The following is a 21,027-nucleotide window of genomic DNA, read 5'->3' as shown; positions in this document are numbered from 1 at the left end:
TGGGCATCAGCAGTGCTGTAGCTAAGTACATCACTTGAGTTGAGAAGGGGGAGCACGTTGGTCTACGACATTCGGCCGCTCGCCAACGGGCTGCGGACGGACCACCCGGTGCCGGGTCTGCCGTTCGTCGACGACTCGCATCTGCCGCTCGACGAGGGCCCGGACGCCATTGAGGCGGTCGGCCGTAACAAGGGCGAAGGCATGTGGGGCCGGTGCGACACCTCCCACGCGGGAGGGTGGCTGGCCTTCACCACCGACCCGATCGCCCATCACCTGGGCTGGGCCGTACGCCACCACCCCGAGCACGGCCGCACCGTCCTCCTGCTGCGCGACCGGGACACCGCCGGCCTGCACACCCACTGGTCCGGCGCGCCGCTGCTATTCAGGGCCGGCGGCTACTGGTGGGACGGCGAAACCTGGTACCGGCCCGGCCAGATCTGGGACCCGGTCACCGAGGACTACGCACGCCACACAGCACGCGCCACCGCCACCGTCCACGCCGCCGACATGCTCGACGGCCACGCCCACCCGGACCGCGTACACGTGCACAAGGTCGCCACCTTCGACCCGGCCACCGCAGAACCCGAGAACTGGATCGATGACCTGACCCGGTGGGCACAGCACCACCAGAAACAGGACGACCCTCTGCCGCTGGACAGGTGCGTCGTCGACCTGGCCAGTCCCGAACTCGCCGGGGACCGGCTCCTCGGCGTGCCCGAGATGGCCGCACTGGGCGGCATCACGGCCTCCACCCTGCGGGGCTACATCTCCCGCGGCGAGAACGACGTGCCGCTGCCCCAGGCGACCGTCGGCGGCCGGGCCCAGTGGTCCCGCCCGGTCGCCGAAGACTGGGCCGAAGCCAGGCGCCGCTCCTCCGAAGGGCTGAAGGAGGCCATGTCGGCCGGCGACCGGCACCGTCTCGCTCCGGGGGCGGCCCAGATCCGCGACCGGTTCAGCGAGACCTTCTTCCGCTTCCTGTGGAAGCGCCCCGACATCCGCAAGCGCTGGGCCCTGCGCCACCGCAACGAGCCGAGCGTGCGGGAAGTCGCCGACCAACTGGCCTTCGAAGTCGCCGACAGTCTCCGGCAGATCATCCCGACCGACGCCCTGGGGCCGACCCTCCGCCATGCCGTCCTGGAGGACTTCACCACCTCGCTCCGCACCGCCGAACGCCGGGGCCGTGAGCTCAAGGACTTCGACCTCATCCTGTCGCTGCCCCTGGCGAAGATGCTCAGCTGGTTCATCCAGCACTTCCCGACCTCGGCCCAGTGGTACATCGGCGAGATCATGGGCGAGGCGGACAAGCAGCTCGGCATTCCCGCTCAGGTGTCGGGCGAAGCACTGCGGCGGTCCGCGACCACGAACGGGAACCTCGACACACAGGCCGCGAAGGAGTTCTTCTCCCGTGCCGTGCCGAGGGAACCGGAGAGCTGAGACCCCCAGCGAACACGGAGGAGGGGCGGAAGCCACCGACGGTGGCTTCCGCCCCTCCTCAGGGCCCAGCTCAACTCGCACCCGCCCCGCGAGACCCATCCAGGTTGACGGGAACACCGTCAAGATCGGCGCTGGCTGACCAAAGCCCGCACCAAGCACGGCGCTGGTGGCCTTCCCGACGAGCACGGGGCCCGGGCCGCGGTGGCCTCCACCGGCGGCGCCGGTCCACGCAACGGAACTGCAGGCAGCGCGACACCGGTCAGTAGTGGGTGTTCCATCCCAGTGCTTCGGCGACGACCTGGAGACCCACCTCCAGGGTGAAGCAGACACCCAGATCGTGGGCGTTGAGGCTGCTGCCGAGCTGGCGGAAGTGGCCGGCCAGCGTACCCGGCTCGAAGGAGTCGGACAGCACGTGCCAGGGCGGTCGATGCCCTGGGCGTTCCTGCTCCTGGGTCGCCAGGGCGACCGCGTAGGCGATCACTGCGGGCCACAGCTGCTCGACGAGATAGTCCCGGCCGTCCTCGTCCGGGTCCTGCTCCAGCTCTTCGGCCAGCTGCGTGCGGAACCGCTCCCGCAGGTCCGGGTGGGCTGCTTCGACGGCTTCGACCACCCTCGTGAGGCCGGCCCCGGCACCCAGGCCGTCCAGGGCAGCCGGGCGCGAGTGCGGGGGCAGCCAGATCCGCAACTGGCTCAGATCCGACCAGTGCCCGCCGGGGACTTCCAGGACACCGGCTTCGTTGAGGCGCTTGACGAAGGTCTTGCCGCCCGCGCAGGCCAGGAGCGCGGCCACCGCCGCCCACCCGGCGGGCATGGCCAGCTCCTCGAACCACAGGTGGTCGATGTCGTAGGCCAGCCGCACAGGGTCGTACGCGCCGAGCAGGTCGCCGTCGAAGACGCAGGAGGGGCACACCGTCACCTCCTGCGCCTCGGTGGGCGCCAGCAGGTGCCGCGCCGGGTAGCTGTCGCCACAGATCGCGCACTGCGCGTCGTTGACCAGCTTGGCGATCTCGCTCTCCCGCGCGCGGGCCACCGCGGCCGACACCTGGCTCACCAGCTCCGACGGGGGCGTGTCACCCGGCACCTTGAGGACCATCGCTTCGCCGGTGTTGATGCTGATGGCCGGGGCGATGAAGGTGAACCCAGGAGTGATCGTCAGGTCATGGTGATCGGCGTCGTCGGGGTGAGCGTCCGTGTCCGTCCCGCTGGGGCGGGAGAGCAGTGACCACACCGGCCCGGCGTACGCGGACCACTGCCCCCCTTCGGGGAAGTTTTCGCTCTCCGTCGGCCAGCCGGCCTGGCGGAACGCCTGGACCGCGTTGCGCTGCACATCGGCGGCAAGGATGGCCCGGGAGCCTTCCTCGTGCAGTCGGGCCGTACGGGCGTACCCGCCCTCGCCCGCCGCAGCCCGGATGGCCTGCTTGCGTGCACGATTACGCGTCATGAAGGTCTCGTCTCCGGCGCAGCCCCACGTCCCACGCCTTGTACGCATCACGTGCAAGCAGAGGGTGTTCACCGTGAGATTCGCAGAACCTTGTCCACCAGGCCGCGGGCCACGTGGGGGCCCGCAGATGGGAGTCGGGCGATCACGTTCGCCGCGACGAGGGTAGCGCGACAGGTCCCCAGGGCTCAACGTCCTTGGTGACAGAGCCGTCCCGGCGTTCGAGGTCCGGGGACGCCATGATCACGATGAGCACCGGCGGGCCGTCGCACCCAGGTCGCCGATGCCCTGTTGCGGAGCCAGGGCCGGTGGGCTCGGCAGGGGCCGCCCGGCCGCCCGTGCTGGCAGTAGAAGCTGCGCAGGCCGATACGCCTCATCGACCGCTTCAGTCGGCCGCGCTGGTGCGTAATGCCTGGCGTATGCGGGGGTCGGCGGTGCGGTCGTCGGCGATGTGGCTGAAGTGCTGGGCGGATTCCGGGTGGTCGCGCAGGACGGCGGCGATGACGGATGCGGCCTCATCGGCCAGAGTGCGCAGCCAGGGCGTGATCTTGTCCTGGGCGCTCCACTGGTCCCAGGCGCCGTCCCAGGTGCGCATGGTGTGGGCGGCCTCCTCCAGCAGATCCCAGTCGCGGTGGCCGGCGGCGTGCGCGCAGATGCCCTGCAGCCAGACGGTGCTGGACGATGTCGCCCTCGGCCGTCGCGAACCGCGGGTCATGACTCTTCAGACCGTCCAGGTCGTACAGCCTGCGCAGGAAGGAGACCTCGTCCAGGCTGCCCGACCAGCTCGCCCCGGTTCTGCGCAGCGCGTCGAACAGACGCCGCCGGGTGACCTCGGTGATGGCCACTGGTGGTCCCGCGGGTATGCCGTTGCCCCGGAAGCGGCCCACGACGATGTCAGCGGAAACGGTGCGGAGCAGGGACGTGCCCGTCACGCTCTCGGTGCGGGCACGGGAGAAGAGGTCCAGATCGAAGGAGACGTCGTTGAGTGCCCGCAGGACGGTGTGCTGCAGATCGGGACCCAGCTCGCGCAGCCGCTCGTAGTAGGAGTCCCGCAGCCCGAGCGAGAAGAAGGCTCCGTCCAGGGTTTCGAAGTCGTCCGGCAGCGGCGTCCTGGCCGGCGCGGCCATACCGAACCGGCCGATCTTGACCGCGCCGATCTCCCTGATCTCGCCGCCTCGATCGACACAGAGCAGCTGGAAAGTCGTCTTGAAGCTGTAGTCATCCCAGTTGTCCCGAACCAGGAAGGCCTGCCCCGGCACGGGGGAGACGGGCCGCTCGCGGACGGGCAGGACAGTGAACTGCACGGTTCCTCCGAAAGAACACTTCGGCCGACGGCCGGGCACGTCTGAACAGACAACGACGGGGGCTTCAACGACGACTGCCTCGGGGCTCGCTGACGGCAACGCAGCCGCCCTGAGCGAGCGGCTGTCAGACGGCGGCGGACCAGAGCCGATGACGGCTACTGGCCGGGGTGGACCGCCTGCACGCCGGTGCCCGCGTACGCCTTCGGTGTCACGGTGAGCAGAAACCGTCCGCTGGGGTGGGCGGCGGAGGGTCGGGCGGCGTGGATGGCGTGGACGGCGGCCCAGGAGTGCCCGAACCGCAGCAGCTCGGTGGCGGTGACCGCGGCGTCGGTGTCGAACGCCTCGATCCGGATGAACCGCAGCCCCTTGATGTAGCCGAGCAGCCCAGGCCGTTCGGCGTCACCGGCCGTCAGCGACAGTACCGGCGCATACAGGTCACCGAGTCCGCCGGAGGCCTGGACGTAGAACGCGGCGACCGCCTCGTTGAACGGGTCCTTCGGGTCGTACAGTGCCGCGGCGGTCGTGTGGTCCAGGACGACCGCGATGGCCGCCACTACGCGGCTGCCTGCGGGCTGTGCGGGGCGGTGCCCAGGCGCTCGAGCAGAGCTCGGGCCTTCGCTTCGGCCTCCGGGCTCGGCGCGCTGCCGAGGGCGGAGGCGAGCTCGGCACGGGCGAGCTCGGCCCGCTCGGCGTACTCGGCCTGCGTCGGAGTGCCCTGCGCGAGGTCCTCCACCAGGCCGCGAATGGTGGTGCCGTGCTCGGCCGCCAGCTGGGCGAGCCGGTCCCGCGCGGCCGTGCTCACCTTGATGCTCGTCTCGTCTGCTGCCATATTCCTCACTCTACCGCACCCCTCTACTGTTGGTAGAGGAAACGTGGCTGTTCGGCAGCCCACGCGCGGAAGACTGTCCTCGCGTCCGAGGGAGGGCACGCCTTCTGTACAGGGGTGGTACGCGAGGCGTGCGCTTGGGCGCTACCGCCCCGGTTCGGAACCGCTACCGCTCACGGCGGGTCCAGCAGACCGTGCTGCTCGGCCCACTGGGCGACGGCCCCACAAGTGCGTTGGGAGAAGCCGGCGGGGTTGAGTTTCCCGGCGCGGGTGATCAGTCCGGTCTCGGGATAGCCATACGCCTGCAGGAGTTCGACGGCGAGGGCAGCGGTGGCTTGCAGGAGGCTGCGTCCTCGATCGGCAAGGTTGTCCAGGAGGACGCCGGCGGCTGCCGTGGCGTGCGGGTAGGACTCGGGTGTCAGCGGTCGTGGCCGACCTGTCGCCGGATCGATCCGGTCGACGCGGAAAGGAACGATGTCCGGCCGGTCGAGCTCGAGAACCCGGTCCTGGGACGGGTGCGCGGCCATGTCGGCCACCAGGGTGACGCTGGCCTGTGCGAGACCGCTGGCGGCTGCCCGGTCGCGTGCGTGGGCAGCCAGGAAGGGCAGTGCGCAACTGCCGCAATATCGCGGCAGTCGACGCCGGCGGGGTGGCTTGCGGTTGGCTCGCGCGGGGCGTCGGCCCCGGTGCGGCCGGTGGTGGGCGGTGACATCTCATCGGTCGGTGGCGAGCGTCGCGAGCGGGCGGTCATCGTGGGCGAGCGGAGTGCTGCGAGCTCAGGTCGTTACTGCGGCGCGCACGGTGCGCTCGGCGTCGCCGAGGTAGTCGTCGGCGGTGACCATGGGGTCGGGGGGCCTCGGCCACCTCGGGCAGCGCCTCGGCGAGGGTCTTCCCGCCGCGGCGGGCGGCGGTGGCGGCTTCGTAGACGAGGTCATGGGCGTGTTCGCGGCCCATGGCCGGGGCGAGGGCGATCATCTGGGCTTCCGCCATGACGAGCCCGCCGTCGGCTGCGAGGTTGGCGCGCATGCGCCGGGGGTCGACGCGCAGGCCGGCGACGACGAGGTGGGCCTCGGACAGTGCGGTGGCGGCGAGTACGGCCAACTGCGGGAGGACCTGCCATTCGGTCTGCCACTCGCCTGCGGCGCGCTCGTGGTCGGCTTCCTGTATTCGCAGCAGGGACGACGCCAGCGCGCCGGCAGCTGCGGACGCACCGATGATGCCTTCGCAGGAGATCGGGTTGATCTTCTGCGGCATGGTCGACGAGGCGCCACAGTGGCTGGAGAAAGGTTCGGCGACCTCGGCGATCTCGGTGCGGGAGAGATCAACGATGTTGCGGGCAAGTTTGGCGCAGGTGGCGGTGAAGGTAGCGCACAGCCAGCCGAACTCGGCGATGCCGTCGCGTTCGACGTGCCAGGGGACGGTGGTGTCGTGCAGTCCGAGCAGGGCCGCCGCGCTGGAACGCACCGCGGCGGCATGCGGACCGAGTGCGGCCGAGGTGCCGCCCGCGCCGAACAGCGCTATCCGGGCGATGCGCGGCTCGGCCTGAGCGAGGCGTTCGCGCTGCCGGGCGACTGCGTGAGCAGGGTCGCCAGGGTGGCTCCGAAGGTGGTGGGCACCGCCTGTTGGGCGTGGGTGCGGGCCGCCATCACGGTGCGGGCGTGCTCCTCGACGCGGGCGGCGAGCGCGCCGCCGAGCTCACCGAGCCGCCGGTCGAGTGCGGCCAGCGAGCGGCGCAGCTGGAGGGCCAGGCCGGTGTCCATGATGTCCTGGGTGGTGGCACCGTAGTGCACGCGTCCGTCGGGCCCCGGCGGGAGGGTGGCGGCGATCTGGCGGACGAGTCCGAGCACGGGGTAGCCGACGGTGCGCGCGGTGTCCCACAGGGCGTCGGTGTCGATGGTGTCGGCGCGCGCGGCGGTGACGACGGCGCCGGCCTCTTCCCGGGAGAGGATGCCGTGCTCGGCTTGGGCCAGGGCGAGTGCCCGTTTGGCGGCCAGCCAGCTCTCGACGGCGGCCTGTTCGGAGAAGATCGCCAGCTGCTCCTAGTCACCGGCGAGCTGTGTGAGGAGGCTGAAGGGGCTGCGGTGGGACATGAGGGCTCCGCGTGTCGTGGTCGGGTCGAGCGTGCTCAGGGCGAGGACGGGCCGAGCGCGCATGGCTCCGCGAGGCTGGTGGGCACCCTGTCGACTCCCCAGCGGGCGGCCGGCAGGTCGCGGACGAGAACATGGATTGAGGCGCCCGGGACGTGGTCGGTGAGCACGCCGGTGATCCGGCGGACCGGGGTGGCCTTCGCGGCGTCGTCGACACCGCCTTCGAAGGCGTTGACCCCGGTCCGGACCAGCTGGGCCGCGGCGCCGGGCGGCGGCCGACGCCGTAGACGGCGTGCGGCGCGTGTTCGCCGAAGAGGATTCAGGCGGTGTCGCGTGCCGGCTCGGACACCGGCAGGCCCTCGACCTCCGGGGCCGTGGTCGTCAGACGCTCGGCCAGGGCGTCCGGCCGGTGCCGTCGAGGGCGCCGGCCGGCAGGCGCAGGTGGATCAGTGGCATCGGGTTCCTCCTTCAGCGTGCGGTGTCGATCGCGACATACTTTTCCTCCAGGTACTCGTCGATGCCGCTGTTGCCGCCCTCACGTCCGATACCGGACTGCTTCACCCCGCCGAAGGGGGCGCTGGGGTCGGAGACGTAGCCACGGTTGAGCCCGACCATGCCGGTCTCGATCTGCTCGGCCATGCGCAGCGCGCGCCCGAGGTCTTGGGTGTAGACGTAGCTGACCAGCCCGAACTCGGTGTCATTGGCGGCGTGCAGAGCCTCCGCCTCGGTGGTGAAGATCTGGATCGCGGCCACTGGGCCGAAAATCTCCTCGCGGGTGATCCGGGCGTCGGCGGGGACGCCGGTGAGCACTGTCGGCGGGTAGAAGTAGCCGGGGCCCTCGGGCACGGCGCCCCCGCGCGTAGCCGGGCCCCGCCGGCCACCGTGTCGTCGACCAGGTCGGCCACCCGGCGGCGCTGCCGGTCGTCGATGAGCGGGCCGAGGTCGGTGCCGGGGTCAGTGCCGGGACCCAGGCTCAGAGTCCTCATGCGTGCGACGAGCCGCTCGGCGAATTCCTCGGCGACGTCGGCGTGGACGTAGAAGCGGTTGGCCGCGATGCAGGCCTCGCCGATGTTGCGCAGCTTGGCGGTCAGCGCACCTTCGACTGCCGCGTCCAGGTCGGCGTCCGCGAACACCACGAAGGGGGCATTGCCGCCGAGCTCCATCGAGGTGCGCAGCACGTTCCGCGAGGCCTGGGCGAGCAGCAGGCGCCCGACCGGGGTCGAGCCGGTGAAGGAGACCTTGCGCAGTCGGCTGTCGGCCAGGAGCGGCTCGGACAGGGCAGGGGCGTTGTCGGTGGGCACGACGTTGACCACGCCGTCCGGCAAACCGGCCTCGACGAGCAGGGACACCAGCGCGTTGGTGGTCAGCGGAGTCTGCGCGGCCGGCTTGACCACGGCGGTGCAACCCGCGGCCAGTGCCGGGCCGATCTTGCGTGCCGGCATCGCGATCGCGGCGTTCCAAGGGGTGATCAGCAGACAGGGCCCGACGGGCTGACGCATCACCAGCACCCGCGCCGAACCGTCCTCGCTGACCTTCCAGCCGCCGTCGATGCGCACCGCCTCCTCGGCGAACCAGCGCAGGTAGCCCGCCGCGTAGGCGACCTCGGAGCGCGACTCGGCCAGTGACTTGCCCATCTCCCCAGGGTGATCAGCAGCGCGAACTGCTCGGTGCGCTCCAGGAGCAGATCGTGGGTGCGGCGCAGGATCTCCGCCCGCCGCCGGGGCGGTGTCGCGGCCCACTGCGGCTGGGCGCGGCTGGCCGCTTCCAAAGCGGCCAGCCCGTCCTGCGCGGTGGCGTCGGCGACGCGGGCCAGCGTCTCGCCCGTGGCCGGGTTCTCCACGGCGAAGGTCGCTCCCTTCGACGCCGGCACCCAGCGGCCCCCGATGAACAGCTCGGTCCTGACACGGTCGAGCACGGACGCCGGGGACTCGGCGGAGTGCGGGGAATCCGGGGACGCGGGGGATGACTCCAGAGGCGAGGCGTTCACGATGGTCCTCTTTCGGTGCTCGTGATGAGAGGTGGTGGGGGGAGAAGGCGACCGGGACGGGAGCACGTGGCAGGCCCGTCCTGGCGCCGTGGTGCGAGCCGGTCAGGCTCCCGCGGCCAGGGCCGCGACGATGGCGTCGGCCATCGGGGTGCTGGACGCCGGGTTCTGCCCGGTGAACAGGGTGCCGTCCTGCACGGTGTAGGCCTCGAAGGCCGGGCCGCCCTCATGGCGGCCGCCAAGCTCACGCAGACGGCTTGCCAGCAGCCAGGGCGCGCCCTGCGCGGTGCCGAACAGACCCTCCTCCTCGTCGGTGAAGGCGGCCATACGCCGCTCGGCGAAGCGCCAGCTTCCGTCAGCCTCGGTTGCGCTGAGCAGGCCGGCGGGGCCGTGACAGACCGCACCGATGATCTTGCCCTGGTCGTCGGCCTCGATCAGGAGCCGCCCGAGGTCGGCGTCCTGGTGGAGATCGACCACCGGTCCGTGACCGCCGGGCAGGACGATCGCGGCGTAGTCGGCGAGATCGATCTTCGCGAGGTCGAGCAGCGGCCCGAACTCTGTGAGCGCCGCCTGGGCGTGGGCCACGTGCTCGGCGCACCCTTCGCCGGCGACCTCCGGGTCGGCGCTGTGCGCGTCGAGGGGCTGGAGGACCCCGCCGGGCGAGGCGAAGTCGACGGTGTGCCCGGCTACGACGAACGCCGCGTGCGGGGCGGCGAGCTCCTCGGCCCAATAACCGGTCGGGTAGGCCGACCCGTCGGTCCGCACCCAGGTGTCTGCGGCCGACATGACGATCAGGATCTTGCTCATGGACTGTTCCTCCGTACCAATCGGATCGGTGTGGACGGTCAGGACCGGGCGAAGTCGGTCAGCGGGGCAGTGTCCTTCGAGGCGTCGAGCGTGGCACTCAGGGACTTCACCTTCGCCGTGGCGTAGGCGAGGGAGTCCGAGCCGAGCACCTGGCGCAGCTCAGTGCCTCCGGCGACGACGTTTGCGATCATCTGCTCGGCGCCCTTGACCGGGTCGCCGAGCTGGCTGCCGGGCAACTCCAGGTGCGCGGCGACCATCTCGCGGATGCCCGGGTAGGCGTCGGTGGTCCGCGCCGGCAGCTGCAGCGAGCCGGAACTGAGGAAGTTGGTGCGGAAGTAGCCCGGTTCGACGATCGTGACCGTGATCCCGTGGTCGGCGACCTCAGCGGCCAGCGACTCGGACAGGCCCTCCAGGGCGTACTTGCCCGCGCAGTAGAGCGCCCAGCCCGGCACCGAAACCAGCCCGAGCACCGAGGAGACGTTGACGATGTGGCCGCCGCCCTGCGCGCGTAGCGTCGGCAGGGTCGAGCGCAGGACGTTCCACACACCGGCGACCTGCACGTCGAGCATGTCCCGCACCGCCTCGGCGCCGGTCTCCTCGACCGCGGCGAGGAAGCCGTAGCCGGCATTGTTGACCACCACGTCGAGCGAGGAGAAACGCTCCGTCGTCCGTGCCACCGCCTTGTCGACCGCGCTCGGGTCGCGCAGGTCCACCTCCAGGGCAAGCAGGCGGCCGGTGTCGGCGGACCGAGCCTGCAGCGCGTCGGTCAGCCGTTGCGCCGACCGGGTGGTGGCGGCGACGTTGTCGCCCCGGCCGAGCAGCTGGGCGACCAGTTCAAGTCCCAGACCACGGGAGGCCCCGGTAACGAACCAGGTGGCCGGGCGGTCGGTGGGGTAGGTCATGGACGCTCCTCTCCGCAAGGCGGCCAGGTGGGTCCCGGCCGCCGTACACACCACGATGGCCGCGGACCGACAGCCGTGGGCGGCCATCCGGCGCCCTGCGCGTCCGAGGACGCGGGAACCTAGGACGCGCAGGTCCAGGCGCGATTTCCGGGGCGCGGCATACTGAGCTGATGACTGAGAAGAACCAGGAGCTCGCGGATTTCCTGCGCCGTGCGCGCAGCCAGTGCGATCCCGCGCGCGCCGGGCTGCCCACCGACGCGCGGGTACGGCGGGTACCGGGGCTGCGCCGCGAGGAGGTCGCCCTGCTGGCCGGTGTCTCCACCGACTACTACGCGCGGCTCGAACAAGGGCGGCGGATCGTCCCGTCCTCCTCCGTGCTGGAGGCCCTCGGCTGCGCCCTGGAACTCGACGCGGCCGGCCAGAGACACCTCGAAGACCTGATCGGATCAGCCGGTACGCCCCAGCGTCCACGCTCCCGCGCAGTGCAGCGCGTGCGCCCCGGACTGCGCCAACTCCTCGACGCCCTCGACGGTGAACCGGCGATGATCCTCGGGCGCCGCAGCGACATCCTGGCAACCAACCGCATGGCCCGGGCGCTGTTCGCCGACTTCGAGGCCCGACGCCCGGCCGAGCGCAACTACGCGCGCTGGATACTCCTCGACCAGGACGCCCGCGCCCTGTTCGCCGACTGGGAGTTCCAGGCCCGGGCGGCGGTGGAAGGCCTGCGTCTCGAACTCGGCGCCAACCCGCACGACCTAGCGACGAAAGACCTCGTGGCCGAACTTCGCTCCGAAAGCACCGAGTTCCGCGACTGGTGGGACGAACACCGCGTCTACCAGCGCACCCACGGCTCCAAAAGACTGCACCACCCCGTCGTCGGGGATCTCACGGCCGATTACGAGACCCTCACCCTGCCCGGCGACACCGACAGCACTCTTTACGTCTACACCGCCGAACCCGGTTCCCCCTCCCACCAGGCCCTCAACCTCCTCGCCAGCTGGGCCTTGTCGCCACCCCCGGACCCGAACCGAAACACGCGATAGCCCACCCGCGCCACGCGCCGCCACCACCGCCGTTCCATCCGCAACAAGGGCTCAGGCGACGGGCAGCCACCCGGCTGTACATCCGACCTGCCCGGCCCTCCGCGCGACCGGCTGAACACCGGCCGCCGGCACGCAGCCACCGCAAGAGCGGTCACGGTCGGCGGTCCGGGCGTTCGTCCCAGCGGTGAGTCGTCCATGCCTGCCTGATCAGGCTACGCACGGTGATGATCGTGTCGGCGAGGTCGAAAAAGGCGTCGATGACGGTGGTGCGCCGCTCGTAGCAGCGGGCGAGCCGGTGGAAAGCGTTCTGCCAGGCGTGAGTGCGCTCCACGTGCCAGCGCTGACTGGCCTGGATGGGTGCTTTCTCGCCTTTGGGGGCCCGGTAGTACTCGTCGAGAAAACAACGGAGTAGCCCCTGACCTGGCCCGTTGCTGTGGGGCCGGTGGCTCGTTGGGCTGAACGAGTGAATCCGGCGGCGAGAGGGGCGGGAGATGGCAACGCGAGTGTTCTCCGATGAGGAGTTGGAGGCCCTGCGCTCGTTTCCGGCGATCGGCAAGGACGAGCTGATCCGCTATTTCACCCTCACCTCAGCAGATGAGGAGTTCCTGCGGAAGTTCCTGCGTCCTCAGACGGTTTTCGGTGCGGCGGTGCAGTTGTGCACGCTGCCGTGGCTGGGTTTCGTGCCGGATGAGGTTCGCTCTGCTCCGCCGGCGGCGGTGGGGCGGCTGGCCCGGCAGCTCGGCCTGCCAGTCGAGGTGCTGAGCGGCTATGGGGTGTCCCGGGAGCAGACGCGTACGGATCATCTGCGGCAGGTGGCGAAGTATCTGGGGTGGCGGCCGGCGAAGTCGCTGGAGCTGAAGGAGCTGGATGAGTTCCTGCTGGCCCGCGCCATGGAGCACGACTCTCCGTCGTTGCTGTTCCGCCTGGGCTGCGAGTACCTGCGCGCGGCGAAGGTGATCCGGCCCGGTGTGGTCACGCTGCTGGAGAAGGTGGGCAGCGCCCGTCAGGCTGCGAGCGGGAGACCCACGCCCGCGTGGCCCACCTGCTGACCGACGAGCGCGCCCGCGGCCTGGACGGGCTGCTGGTCTTCGACCCGAAGTTGAAGTCCTCGCGCCTGCACTGGCTGGTCACCGGACCGGTGCAGGCGTCGCCGGGCAGCGTGGGCGGCGAGGTCGAGAAGTTGAAGTTCCTACGCGGCCTGGACGCCGACACGCTCGATATCTCCGCGCTTCCCGCCGAACGGCGCCGTCATCTCGCCCAGATCGGCCGTCAGTTCACCTCGCAGGCCCTGGTGCGGCGCGAGCCGAACCGACGTCACCCGATCCTGCTCATGCTGCTGGCACAGTCCGCGGTCGACGTCCTCGACTCGGTGGTTCAGCTGTTCGACCAGACGCTCTCGGGTGCGGAGTCACGCGCTCGTGTGGTCAGCCATCGGCACGCATCTCTGTCTCCGCTGCCGTAGGCGCGCGTCGTCGGCTGCTGAGCAGTGTGGCGATCGGCAGGGCTGCCGCCAGGCCGCTGAGGAGGATGGCGGCGAGTGCGCCGAGGATGGCGGGCTGGTCGTTGAAGGCGATGCCGATCGCGGCCAGCGCGGGACCGGCATTGCGCACCGAGGCGACGCCGCCCATGGTGGTGCGCCGTACGGGCGGACCCGTGGCCAGCAGCGTTCCCACGGCGAAGGCAATGGCCGAGAGCAGGAACCCGGCGAGGAGCGCGAGAGAGCCGAGGAGCGCGACGACGCCCTGCCAGTTGCCGAGGAGCATGCCTGCCAGCACGATCAGGAACGTGACGTTCGAGACTGCCGCCGCCGGGGGGTGCCACGACCGTGCGGTGGGCTCGGCGTAGCGGCGTATCAGCAGGCCGATGGCGAACGGTACGAGTTGGAGCAGGGCCACGGTCCGCACCAGTGCTCCCACGTCGAGGGAGACGTTGGTGCCTACGTCGGCGGCGGTCAGCAGGCCGTTGACGGTGGGGGCGAAGGTGACGCTGCCGACGGAGGCGAGCAGCACCTGCATCGCCGCGCCGCCGACGACGTCACCGCTCTGCACCATGGCGAGTTTCGCCCCGAAGGGGCCGCCCGGGGAGGCGGCGACCAGGATGAGTGCGATGAAGGCGGCGGAGGGAAGGCTGAACAGCGCACCGATGCCCCAGCCGAGCAGCGGGACGACCACCATGTTGGTGATCAGCGCCAGCAGCAGGAGCGGGACGTTGGTGAAGACCCCGCGCAGTGCCGAGACCGTGGCACCCAGTCCGGCGGCGAACATGGTGGCCGCGATGAAGATGACGGTGACTGCGTTGAGTACCAGGTGCAGGGTCTCCATCGGCTTCCCCTCGGGCGGCGGAGCGCGTGACGGCGCCGGGGCGTCCGTCGCTGCGTTGTCAGTCGTGCAGGCCGCCGAGCCAGCGCAGGGCGGTCAGGCTCGGAAGGAAGCAGTACTCGCCTCCTCGGGTGACGACGAAGCGCGGCGGCGGGGCGAGGCGTCGGCGCAGCGGCCGCCGGGGGATGGTGAAGTCGGTGGAGCCGTCGCGGGATCCCGTCACGGGGTCCTGGGCGTTGTTCGCGCCGAAGCAGACGCCGTCGTTCATCCACTGCGACTGGACGAACTCGAACTGCCGCCCCAGGTGCGCGCCGATGAACGCGAACATGAGACCGCGGTCGGTCCCGTCGTCCTCCAGTACCCCCTCGGGCAGCGGCGGACCGTAGACGGCCCCGCGGCGGATCATGCGGTGCAGTCGCACCTCTCCTGCCACCGCGGCGTCACGGGGGTTGGCACGGCGGATGTGGCAACCTCCTGGCGTCTTGAAGCCCGACGGATCGTCGCACTCGTACAGGAAGGTGTTACGGCCGTACGGGTCGGCCCCGAGGGCGGGATCGTCGGCCTGTGGAGCCAGCGCCAGGGGAGCACCGCTGCGCCAGCGCCCCATGATCTTCGCGGCGATCAGTTCTTCATCCTGGGGCCCGCTGGAGTTGTCCTTCAGATAGCGGCGGAACTCGGCGACGTTCTGGTGGAGCTTGCGGAAGACCACGTAGCTGCCATTGCGCCCCAGCACGGCCGGCTGCGGGGTCTGGACGCCACCGATCTCGTCGGGGTAGCCCAGGACGAACTCACCAGCCTTCAGCGGCACTTCCAACTGGTTGGATCCCGGTATGCCACTGCCTTCGACGGCCGGATGGCTGACCACGTCGCGATAACCGAATGCTCGGTCTCGGCGGGCAGCGCGTAGCAGTCCTGCCGCCATATCGCCGTCACACCGGACAGTCCGTCGTAGGCGGGACGGGCCCGGTCGACAGTCGCCTCCAAATGCACGGGATCGGGCGCGACGGCTGTGAGCACCACATGGACGCCGGGACTGCCCAGTGGCGCCTCCCAGTGCTCCGGGCTGCTGTCGCCCACATCGCCCAGCGCTTTGGCACGGGCCGCCATCCCCTGCCGGAACTCCCAGGCGAACGTGTCCAGCGAGGCGCGTGGCACTCCAAGTGCCTCCAGGCCGCGGCAGGTGACGGCCACACTCACCCACGTAGTGCGGCAGGTGCATGTGGAAGTTGAAGTTCGTCACCCCCTCCAGCCAGCCCTTCGGGTCCAGGTCCCGGACCGTGGACAGAGGGGCGATCTGGTCGCCCTCGCGCGTCGCCGGGCGCGGTCCGTACCGGTTCATGACCGGCACTCCGAGGCCCTGCATCAGGTCCCTGACGTAGGTGGCGAACCGCTGCTGCCGGGGCACCAGGAGATCGCCGTGATGGCGGTATTCCATCTCCCGGACCTTCAGGTCGTCCGAGGCGCCGACGTCGTGGTGCGGTCCCAGCACGAGGCAGGCGTCCTCCCGGCCGAGGAACGCACGCAGAGCCTCGATCTCCCCGGGCTGGGCCTCCTGCTCGGTGACCGCATGGTCCAGCCCGAACACGAACATCACGTCCGTGTCGCCGAGCACCCGCTCGTCGAGCGGAGTGAAGAAACCTGCCTGGTCGATGCGCTGATACACCGGGACGGGATGCCCCGTGACCTCCTCGACGAAATCCTGGAACGGCACCCAGGCCCAGAAGAACAGCTCCAGGGAGCCGGCGATGCCCTGCTGGAACCGATACGGATCCGACCACTTCGGGTCCTCGTACGCGGGCCATGCCACCCGCCTGACCTCAGTCATCGTGGAGAAGCGGTTGTCCAGCTCCGCCGCGTTGCGTCCTGCCTCGGCCGGATAGCTCCACGAGACGTAGACGCTCACCCGCCGCCCGTCAGGGGTGTACTTGCGCGGAATATGCCGCTGGTTGTACGTGCGGGCGGTCCTGACCTCGCTCATTTCACTCAGCCTCACTGCATCTGATCGAGTATCTCCGACAGGGCGCTCTTGACCCGCAGAGCCTTCTTGATCTCATCCGCCGTCACGTACGGATACTCTCCGTATTCGATGAAGCCCGGACAGTGGTGCGCCCGTACGAAGCGCACGAACGCCTCTGGGTTCGTCCGCCAGTCCTCTGGAAACCCTTCGAGGTTCTCGAAGGTGGTGCTCACACCCGACTTGCTGAACAGGGCGACGGCGTCCTCGGTGTACTTGTCGAAGTCGGTGTCGAAGATCCCCTGGTACATGAAGCGTGTGTCGTCGTCGAAGAGAACCCAGCGCAGGTGGTGCAGCTTCAGCGGTGCGAGAAGGTACGGATCCTGCTCCAGCGCCTTGGCCAGGGTGTGGCCGTGCTCCCGTATCGCGTCGGCCCTGCCCGGTTTGACGTCCGCGATGATCGTGAACCCGAAGCAGGCCGGAGTTCTCGGAAAGACGGGGCCGTACTTCCCTGTTCCAGATGGTCGGTCGCCTTGGGAATGACGACCGCTTGCGGTTTGATCTCCATGTCCGCTCCTCCGCATTCCACGGGTCGGAACCCGCCTTCAGCGTGGCACCGGACGGCTGAGCGCGCCCGCTGATCGGAGCGGGGGCTGACGGGTCCGCTGCCGGCCACGGGAAGCCGCAGGTACTCCGACACGGGCATTCCGGTCTCCGCCCGCCAGGTTGCGGCCTGTTCCAGGGCGAGGGGGAGATCGCCGAGGGCGTCGGCGAGATCGCCGGGACCGGAGCGGCGCAGCAGCTGGGCCGCGTTGACCATGTTGGCCTCGCGCCTGAGCTGGTCGGAACTCGGGTATAACGCCGAGACGCGGCCGTAGGAAGACACAGGCGGCGATGGGGATGGCGAGCCTGAACTTCCCCATGCCGGCGCGCTCGGTGACGTCACCGAGCGGGGACGTACCTCTGCCTGCCACCTCGACGGCTCCACCAGCGTGAGGGCGCGGACGTACTGGTGGCCCCACCCGGGCCTGCGGGTCGCGCACCGCAGCGCCTATCCCTCGTCGACCGGGCCCGTGGAGGCCGGGGACCTGCCTGGCTGTAGCGGTAGACGACTGAGATCCCGCGGCCGCCGGTCTGCTCGGGCAGCAGCTCAGCTGCTGCCGCGATGTGGCCAGGCCCGCCATGGGCGCTCCGCTAGGCACACCGCCGTCGTGGCCCAGCGGCGTGTCTGGCGCTACGGTGCGACCCCTCAGGGGTGCGGAAGCGAGTTTTGCCGAGTGCCGCCGGACACGTCTGGCGGGCGGGTAACGGCCATGAGGGCGGCATCGTCGTCCAGGCGTCCTTCGGTGTACCGGGTCAGATCGGCGAGGAGAGCGTCCAGGATCACACCGGGGTCCGTTGGGAGGGGACGGGACAGGAATGGCACGGGATCGTAGAAGGTGCCGTGGCGGTCGCGTGCCTCCACCAGGCCGTCGGTGAACAGCACCAGGGTCGCGTCGTGCGGCAGGGTGTACCGATCGACCGGTACCCGGGTGCGGCCCAGGTTGCCCAGGCCCAGGGGCAGGGACGGGGCGGTCGGCTCCAGCGGACTCGCGCGGCCCTGGTGGATGAGGAGCGGCGCCGGATGTCCCAGGTTGACCATGTAGATGGCGGAGCCGTCGTTGGGGACGTCGATGAGGATGGCGGTGGCAAAGGATTCAGGGCCTTCCTCCTCCTCGGCATTGACCCTCTGCATGAGCTCCTCCAGACGGTCGACCACGTCGGTCAAGCCGGGGACGTGAGCCGCGGCCTCGTAGAAGGCGCCGAGCAGCCTGTTGACGGTTCGGACCGCGCCCAGTCCCTTCCCCCGCACGTCGGCAATCATCATCCGAACGCTGTCCGGTGTGGGGTGGATGGCGTAGAGGTCGCCACCGATGGCGGCCTCCTTCGCGGCGGCCCGGTACCGGGAGGCCACGCCCAGAGGCCCGACCCGCCCGGGGGAGGCGGGGAGCACCGCCTGCTGGACAGCCTCGGCTACCTCGCGGGTGTCCTTCAACTGCTTCCGGTCTTTGGCCATTACCCGGTTGAGGATCGCGGCCAGAACGGTCAGGACTACGATGCTCGTGAACCGGACGAAGTATTCGGCAAGGGTGGCGTGCTCCTCCGTGTACCCCAGGGCCGTCCCGATCAGCAATGCCACTACGCCAATAGTGATTGTGCCCGACAACGAGTACACGGGGGCGGCCAGTACGGGAACAGCCGCCAGCAGCGGAAACACGCTGGGTAACGGGGTCAGTACGTCGACGATAACCGCGACGAGGAGCACCGCGACAGGCAGGAACGAAGGCCATCGGCTCCAGCTGACCAGAGGTGCGCGGTCGCGTGTCATTACCCTGCTGTCCTTGTGCTCCTGGGCGGGGCGTCGGCGAGAACTCGTATCCCAGTCTCCGATGCATTCCGCTCCACAGCGACCGGACCAACCTTGCGCGCGTCCGCATCAGCGGCACCAACCTACCGGGCGCGGTGGCATGGATGGAGGGTCCTTGGCCCAGCGCCCGAGCCGTGTCTCAGCAAAAGTGTCTTCAGCCAGGTCAGATGGGGTTTCGAGCGCAACACCGCGATGCTCCACCCTCCCCACCGAACTCAGCGCATAGCCTCAAAGACGAGATCACCGAGTGGCCGTCGATACACCACTCCAGCGGACGTGACCTTGTCCAGTGCGCCGATGGCCGTTGGCGTTCACCGCTGCACGCGTACCCCGTCTGAGCTGCCGCGCGAACGCCAATGAACGAACCAGAACGGGGACGCGGACAGTTGGAAAGCGTGTTGGGGCTTCGCAACGCGGTCACGCGCCGTGCTGTACAACAGTCCCCGCGACTGACCATGGCCGACGGCAACTCCAGAGACACGGAAGGCCACGTAGGCGACTGCTGACCGCGCCGAGAGCTCCACTGCCGGTCGCAGCGTCGCCGTTCTGGACGAGGTGCGGACGGTGAGGGGCTGTGTCTCTGGATGGCGTTGCGTCTCCGCAGGTCACCGCACGTGTAGGGATGCGAACCTGTGAGGACTGTAAAGATCCCAACTGCCTTCGCGACAGACCACGTTGACCATGCCACCCACGTGACCGGTACGAACCCACCGCGGCGTGCGAAAAGCCGTCCCGGTGGCACGGGGGAACGCCACCGGGACGGCTTGCTTCATCGTACGGCCGCACGGCCCGCGCCGGATGTCTCCGCGCCGTGGCGGCCGGGGCCCAGCTACCGCTCGCGCAGTTCGTACGGGTGCGTCCTGCCTGGCACTACGCGCCAGCACCCGCAGAGGTTCTCCGATCCCGCCGGCTTCACCTGACCGAGTAGGAGAGGCCTCGCCCTGGACGACGTCCTGGACCTGGTCGTGCGCGCAACGGCCGACCGGCACGAGGAAGCGGTCAGGGCACTAGGGCCTGTGTGATGTCGTGATCAGTCTTGCCGATCCAGGTCCGCCTGGAGGGCGGATCCGGTAGGAATGCGATCGTGACGCGCAGGCAACTGAGCGATGAGCAATGGAAGTTGATTGAGCCGTTCCTGCCGATAGGCGAGTACGGCCCGTACCCCGGGCGGCTGCGGGATCAGTTCGAGGGGGTGATCTGGCGGTTCAGGACCGGCGCACAGTGGCGTGAGATGCCGGGTGAGTTCGGGCCCTGGCCGACGGTCTACGGGCGTTTCCGGGTCTGGCGGAACGCCGGTGTCTTCACCGCCCTGCTGGAGGGCCTGGTTACCGAGGCCGCTCGCCGGGGCAGGACGGACTTGTCCCTGGTCGGCGTGGATTCCACGACCGTCCGTGCTCACCACGACGCCGCCGGGATGCTCGTCGGCAAGGACGTCATGGAGGCTCTCGAGGGGCCGCCGAGCAGGAACAGGCCCGGCAAAAGGGGGCGGCGAGGCGGAACACAACGGACGCGACGGCGGAAACGGGCCTGAGCGGGAAGAACGCCGGCGCGCCCGCCGCCGGCGTCGGCTCCGACTGAAGGAAGCCCTGCTCGGAAGGTCCCGTGGCGGACTGACCAGCAAGATTCACCTGGCCGCCGACCGGAGGCTCCGGCCGCTGGCGCTCGTCCTGACCGCTGGGCAGGCCGCGGACAGCCCCCAGTTCATCCCGGTGCTGAAAAAGATCCGTGTCCGCGGGCCCGTCGGCCGACCCCGCACACGGCCGGGCGCGGTCGCCGCGGACAAGGCCTACTCGTCCCGCGCCAACCGCGCCTACCTGCGCAAACGGCACATCGCGGCGGTCATTCCGGAGAAGAAGGACCAGGCCGCCAACCGCAAGAAGAAGGGCAGCCGAGGCGGCAGGCCCGTCAGCCACGACGCCGTCCTCTACAAGGAACGCAACACCGTCGAGCGCCTGATCAACCGGCTGAAGGACTGGCGCGGCATCGCCACACGCTTGCTACCTCGCTGGCCTCGAACTCCGCGCCTCGATGATCTGGGTCGAGGACCTCCTGCGAGCGGCCGATTGATCACGACTTCACACAGACCCTAGCTGGAGGCGTCGGCCATGTGATCGTGGTGGTGCTTGAGCGCGTCACGGGCCGTGAGGACATCGGCCGGGGCGAGGCTGCTCCAGTACGCGTGCGTGAGGATCGTTCCGGCGAGTTCGACTTCCCGCGCCCGTAGTCGGGCGATCTCCACCGCGTCCTGGGGATCCCAGCCGGGGGAGGCAGGGCGGGACGACTTCCGTCAGGCGCTCTCGTGCGTCTCCCACGCGTCCAGCGGCTCGGCCGACCACGGCACCCGTTGGTAGACCGTCTGCAGTTCAGTGCGGACCTGGCGCAGTTCGTCCACTGGAGGCAATACCTCGTGCTGATTGCTCAGCGACCTTCGTTGACCGAAGAGGTCGTCGACGAGTTCCGTTCCCGGTTCGTGATCGAGCCGCTGGAGCCGGGCTTCGGCTACACCCTCGGCAACTCGCTCCG

At 69.9% G+C, this 21,027-nt stretch carries 19 protein-coding genes and 5 pseudogenes; 6 read left to right on the top strand and 18 right to left on the bottom strand.

Going from position 1 to position 21,027, the window contains the following annotated elements; genetic code table 11:
* Positions 1–57: 57 nt before the first annotated feature.
* On the top strand, positions 58–1,434 hold the full coding sequence (locus ABZ818_RS36945; RefSeq protein ID WP_361424894.1) for a hypothetical protein: 1,377 nt from the start codon (positions 58–60) through the stop codon (positions 1,432–1,434).
* 259 nt (positions 1,435–1,693) lie between these two features.
* Here ABZ818_RS36945 and ABZ818_RS36940 read toward each other — a convergent pair whose 3' ends face one another.
* The 11 genes and pseudogenes from ABZ818_RS36940 to ABZ818_RS36890 all read right to left on the bottom strand — a co-directional run bounded on the left by ABZ818_RS36940 (position 1,694) and on the right by ABZ818_RS36890 (position 10,782).
* Positions 1,694–2,875: a hypothetical protein gene (locus ABZ818_RS36940; protein WP_361424891.1), complete on the bottom strand. Its 1,182-nt coding sequence runs from the start codon at positions 2,873–2,875 to the stop codon at positions 1,694–1,696.
* Positions 2,876–3,257: 382 nt separating this feature from the next.
* The gene (locus ABZ818_RS36935) at positions 3,258–3,467 is read right to left on the bottom strand and encodes a hypothetical protein (RefSeq protein ID WP_361424888.1); all 210 of its coding nucleotides are present in this window, start codon (positions 3,465–3,467) and stop codon (positions 3,258–3,260) included.
* Entirely contained in the window at positions 3,388–4,176 is a 789-nt protein-coding gene (locus ABZ818_RS36930) for a hypothetical protein (protein WP_361424885.1), read from the bottom strand. The genes ABZ818_RS36935 and ABZ818_RS36930 overlap by 80 nt, the downstream gene beginning before the upstream one ends.
* A gap of 155 nt (positions 4,177–4,331) precedes the next feature.
* Positions 4,332–4,730: a hypothetical protein gene (locus ABZ818_RS36925; protein ID WP_361424882.1), complete on the bottom strand. Its 399-nt coding sequence runs from the start codon at positions 4,728–4,730 to the stop codon at positions 4,332–4,334.
* On the bottom strand, positions 4,730–5,005 hold the full coding sequence (locus ABZ818_RS36920) for a hypothetical protein (RefSeq protein WP_361424879.1): 276 nt from the start codon (positions 5,003–5,005) through the stop codon (positions 4,730–4,732). The genes ABZ818_RS36925 and ABZ818_RS36920 overlap by 1 nt, the downstream gene beginning before the upstream one ends.
* A gap of 170 nt (positions 5,006–5,175) precedes the next feature.
* On the bottom strand, positions 5,176–5,538 hold the full coding sequence (locus ABZ818_RS36915; RefSeq protein ID WP_361424876.1) for a hypothetical protein: 363 nt from the start codon (positions 5,536–5,538) through the stop codon (positions 5,176–5,178).
* 211 nt (positions 5,539–5,749) lie between these two features.
* Positions 5,750–5,956, bottom strand: coding sequence for a hypothetical protein (locus ABZ818_RS36910; protein WP_361424912.1), 207 nt, complete (start codon positions 5,954–5,956; stop codon positions 5,750–5,752).
* Positions 5,957–6,262: 306 nt separating this feature from the next.
* Positions 6,263–6,951: pseudogene (locus tag ABZ818_RS36905) on the bottom strand (lyase family protein); the annotation flags it as partial.
* 606 nt (positions 6,952–7,557) lie between these two features.
* Positions 7,558–9,004: pseudogene (locus ABZ818_RS36900) on the bottom strand (NAD-dependent succinate-semialdehyde dehydrogenase).
* A gap of 174 nt (positions 9,005–9,178) precedes the next feature.
* On the bottom strand, positions 9,179–9,880 hold the full coding sequence (locus ABZ818_RS36895; RefSeq protein WP_361424873.1) for a type 1 glutamine amidotransferase domain-containing protein: 702 nt from the start codon (positions 9,878–9,880) through the stop codon (positions 9,179–9,181).
* Positions 9,881–9,918: 38 nt separating this feature from the next.
* Positions 9,919–10,782, bottom strand: a complete 864-nt coding sequence (locus tag ABZ818_RS36890) for an SDR family oxidoreductase (protein WP_361424870.1) — start codon at positions 10,780–10,782, stop codon at positions 9,919–9,921.
* A 170-nt stretch (positions 10,783–10,952) separates the two neighbouring features.
* Here ABZ818_RS36890 and ABZ818_RS36885 point away from each other — a divergent pair, with 170 nt between their 5' ends.
* Entirely contained in the window at positions 10,953–11,825 is an 873-nt protein-coding gene (locus ABZ818_RS36885) for a helix-turn-helix transcriptional regulator (RefSeq protein WP_361424867.1), read from the top strand.
* 151 nt (positions 11,826–11,976) lie between these two features.
* Here the strand turns inward: ABZ818_RS36885 and ABZ818_RS36880 are convergent.
* Positions 11,977–12,198: pseudogene (locus ABZ818_RS36880) on the bottom strand (IS5/IS1182 family transposase); the annotation flags it as partial.
* Between the two features lie 118 nt (positions 12,199–12,316).
* Between ABZ818_RS36880 and ABZ818_RS36875 the strand changes: the two are divergent.
* Positions 12,317–12,874: a DUF4158 domain-containing protein gene (locus tag ABZ818_RS36875; RefSeq protein ID WP_361424864.1), complete on the top strand. Its 558-nt coding sequence runs from the start codon at positions 12,317–12,319 to the stop codon at positions 12,872–12,874.
* Complete coding sequence (locus tag ABZ818_RS36870) at positions 12,859–13,287, top strand: hypothetical protein (protein WP_361424861.1); 429 nt, start codon at positions 12,859–12,861, stop codon at positions 13,285–13,287. Before ABZ818_RS36875 ends, ABZ818_RS36870 begins: the two co-directional genes overlap by 16 nt.
* Here the strand turns inward: ABZ818_RS36870 and ABZ818_RS36865 are convergent.
* The 5 genes from ABZ818_RS36865 to ABZ818_RS36845 form a co-directional block, all read right to left on the bottom strand.
* Complete coding sequence (locus ABZ818_RS36865; protein ID WP_361424858.1) at positions 13,250–14,146, bottom strand: bile acid:sodium symporter; 897 nt, start codon at positions 14,144–14,146, stop codon at positions 13,250–13,252. The two genes, ABZ818_RS36870 and ABZ818_RS36865, sit on opposite strands and share 38 nt — an antisense overlap.
* Before the next feature lie 58 nt (positions 14,147–14,204).
* Positions 14,205–14,951 carry a peroxidase gene (locus tag ABZ818_RS36860; RefSeq protein ID WP_361424855.1) on the bottom strand — a complete coding sequence of 249 codons (747 nt, stop codon included), beginning with the start codon at positions 14,949–14,951 and terminating at the stop codon, positions 14,205–14,207.
* On the bottom strand, positions 14,942–15,298 hold the full coding sequence (locus ABZ818_RS36855) for a hypothetical protein (RefSeq protein WP_361424909.1): 357 nt from the start codon (positions 15,296–15,298) through the stop codon (positions 14,942–14,944). The genes ABZ818_RS36860 and ABZ818_RS36855 overlap by 10 nt, the downstream gene beginning before the upstream one ends.
* Before the next feature lie 834 nt (positions 15,299–16,132).
* Positions 16,133–16,681, bottom strand: coding sequence for a hypothetical protein (locus ABZ818_RS36850; RefSeq protein WP_361424852.1), 549 nt, complete (start codon positions 16,679–16,681; stop codon positions 16,133–16,135).
* A 665-nt stretch (positions 16,682–17,346) separates the two neighbouring features.
* Positions 17,347–18,465 carry a PP2C family protein-serine/threonine phosphatase gene (locus ABZ818_RS36845; RefSeq protein ID WP_361424849.1) on the bottom strand — a complete coding sequence of 373 codons (1,119 nt, stop codon included), beginning with the start codon at positions 18,463–18,465 and terminating at the stop codon, positions 17,347–17,349.
* A gap of 1,123 nt (positions 18,466–19,588) precedes the next feature.
* Between ABZ818_RS36845 and ABZ818_RS36840 the strand changes: the two are divergent.
* Positions 19,589–20,571: pseudogene (locus ABZ818_RS36840) on the top strand (IS5 family transposase).
* Between the two features lie 19 nt (positions 20,572–20,590).
* Here ABZ818_RS36840 and ABZ818_RS36835 read toward each other — a convergent pair.
* The gene (locus ABZ818_RS36835; protein WP_361424846.1) at positions 20,591–20,743 is read right to left on the bottom strand and encodes a hypothetical protein; all 153 of its coding nucleotides are present in this window, start codon (positions 20,741–20,743) and stop codon (positions 20,591–20,593) included.
* Positions 20,744–20,911: 168 nt separating this feature from the next.
* Here ABZ818_RS36835 and ABZ818_RS36830 point away from each other — a divergent pair.
* Positions 20,912–21,027 (top strand): annotated as a pseudogene (locus ABZ818_RS36830) (DNA-directed RNA polymerase subunit alpha); the annotation flags it as partial.

Source organism: Streptomyces sp. NPDC047453 (assembly GCF_040643155.1).
GTDB lineage: Bacteria > Actinomycetota > Actinomycetes > Streptomycetales > Streptomycetaceae > Streptomyces.
Note: the sequence above shows the minus strand (reverse complement) of the source record. Positions and strands in the feature narration are given on the sequence as shown.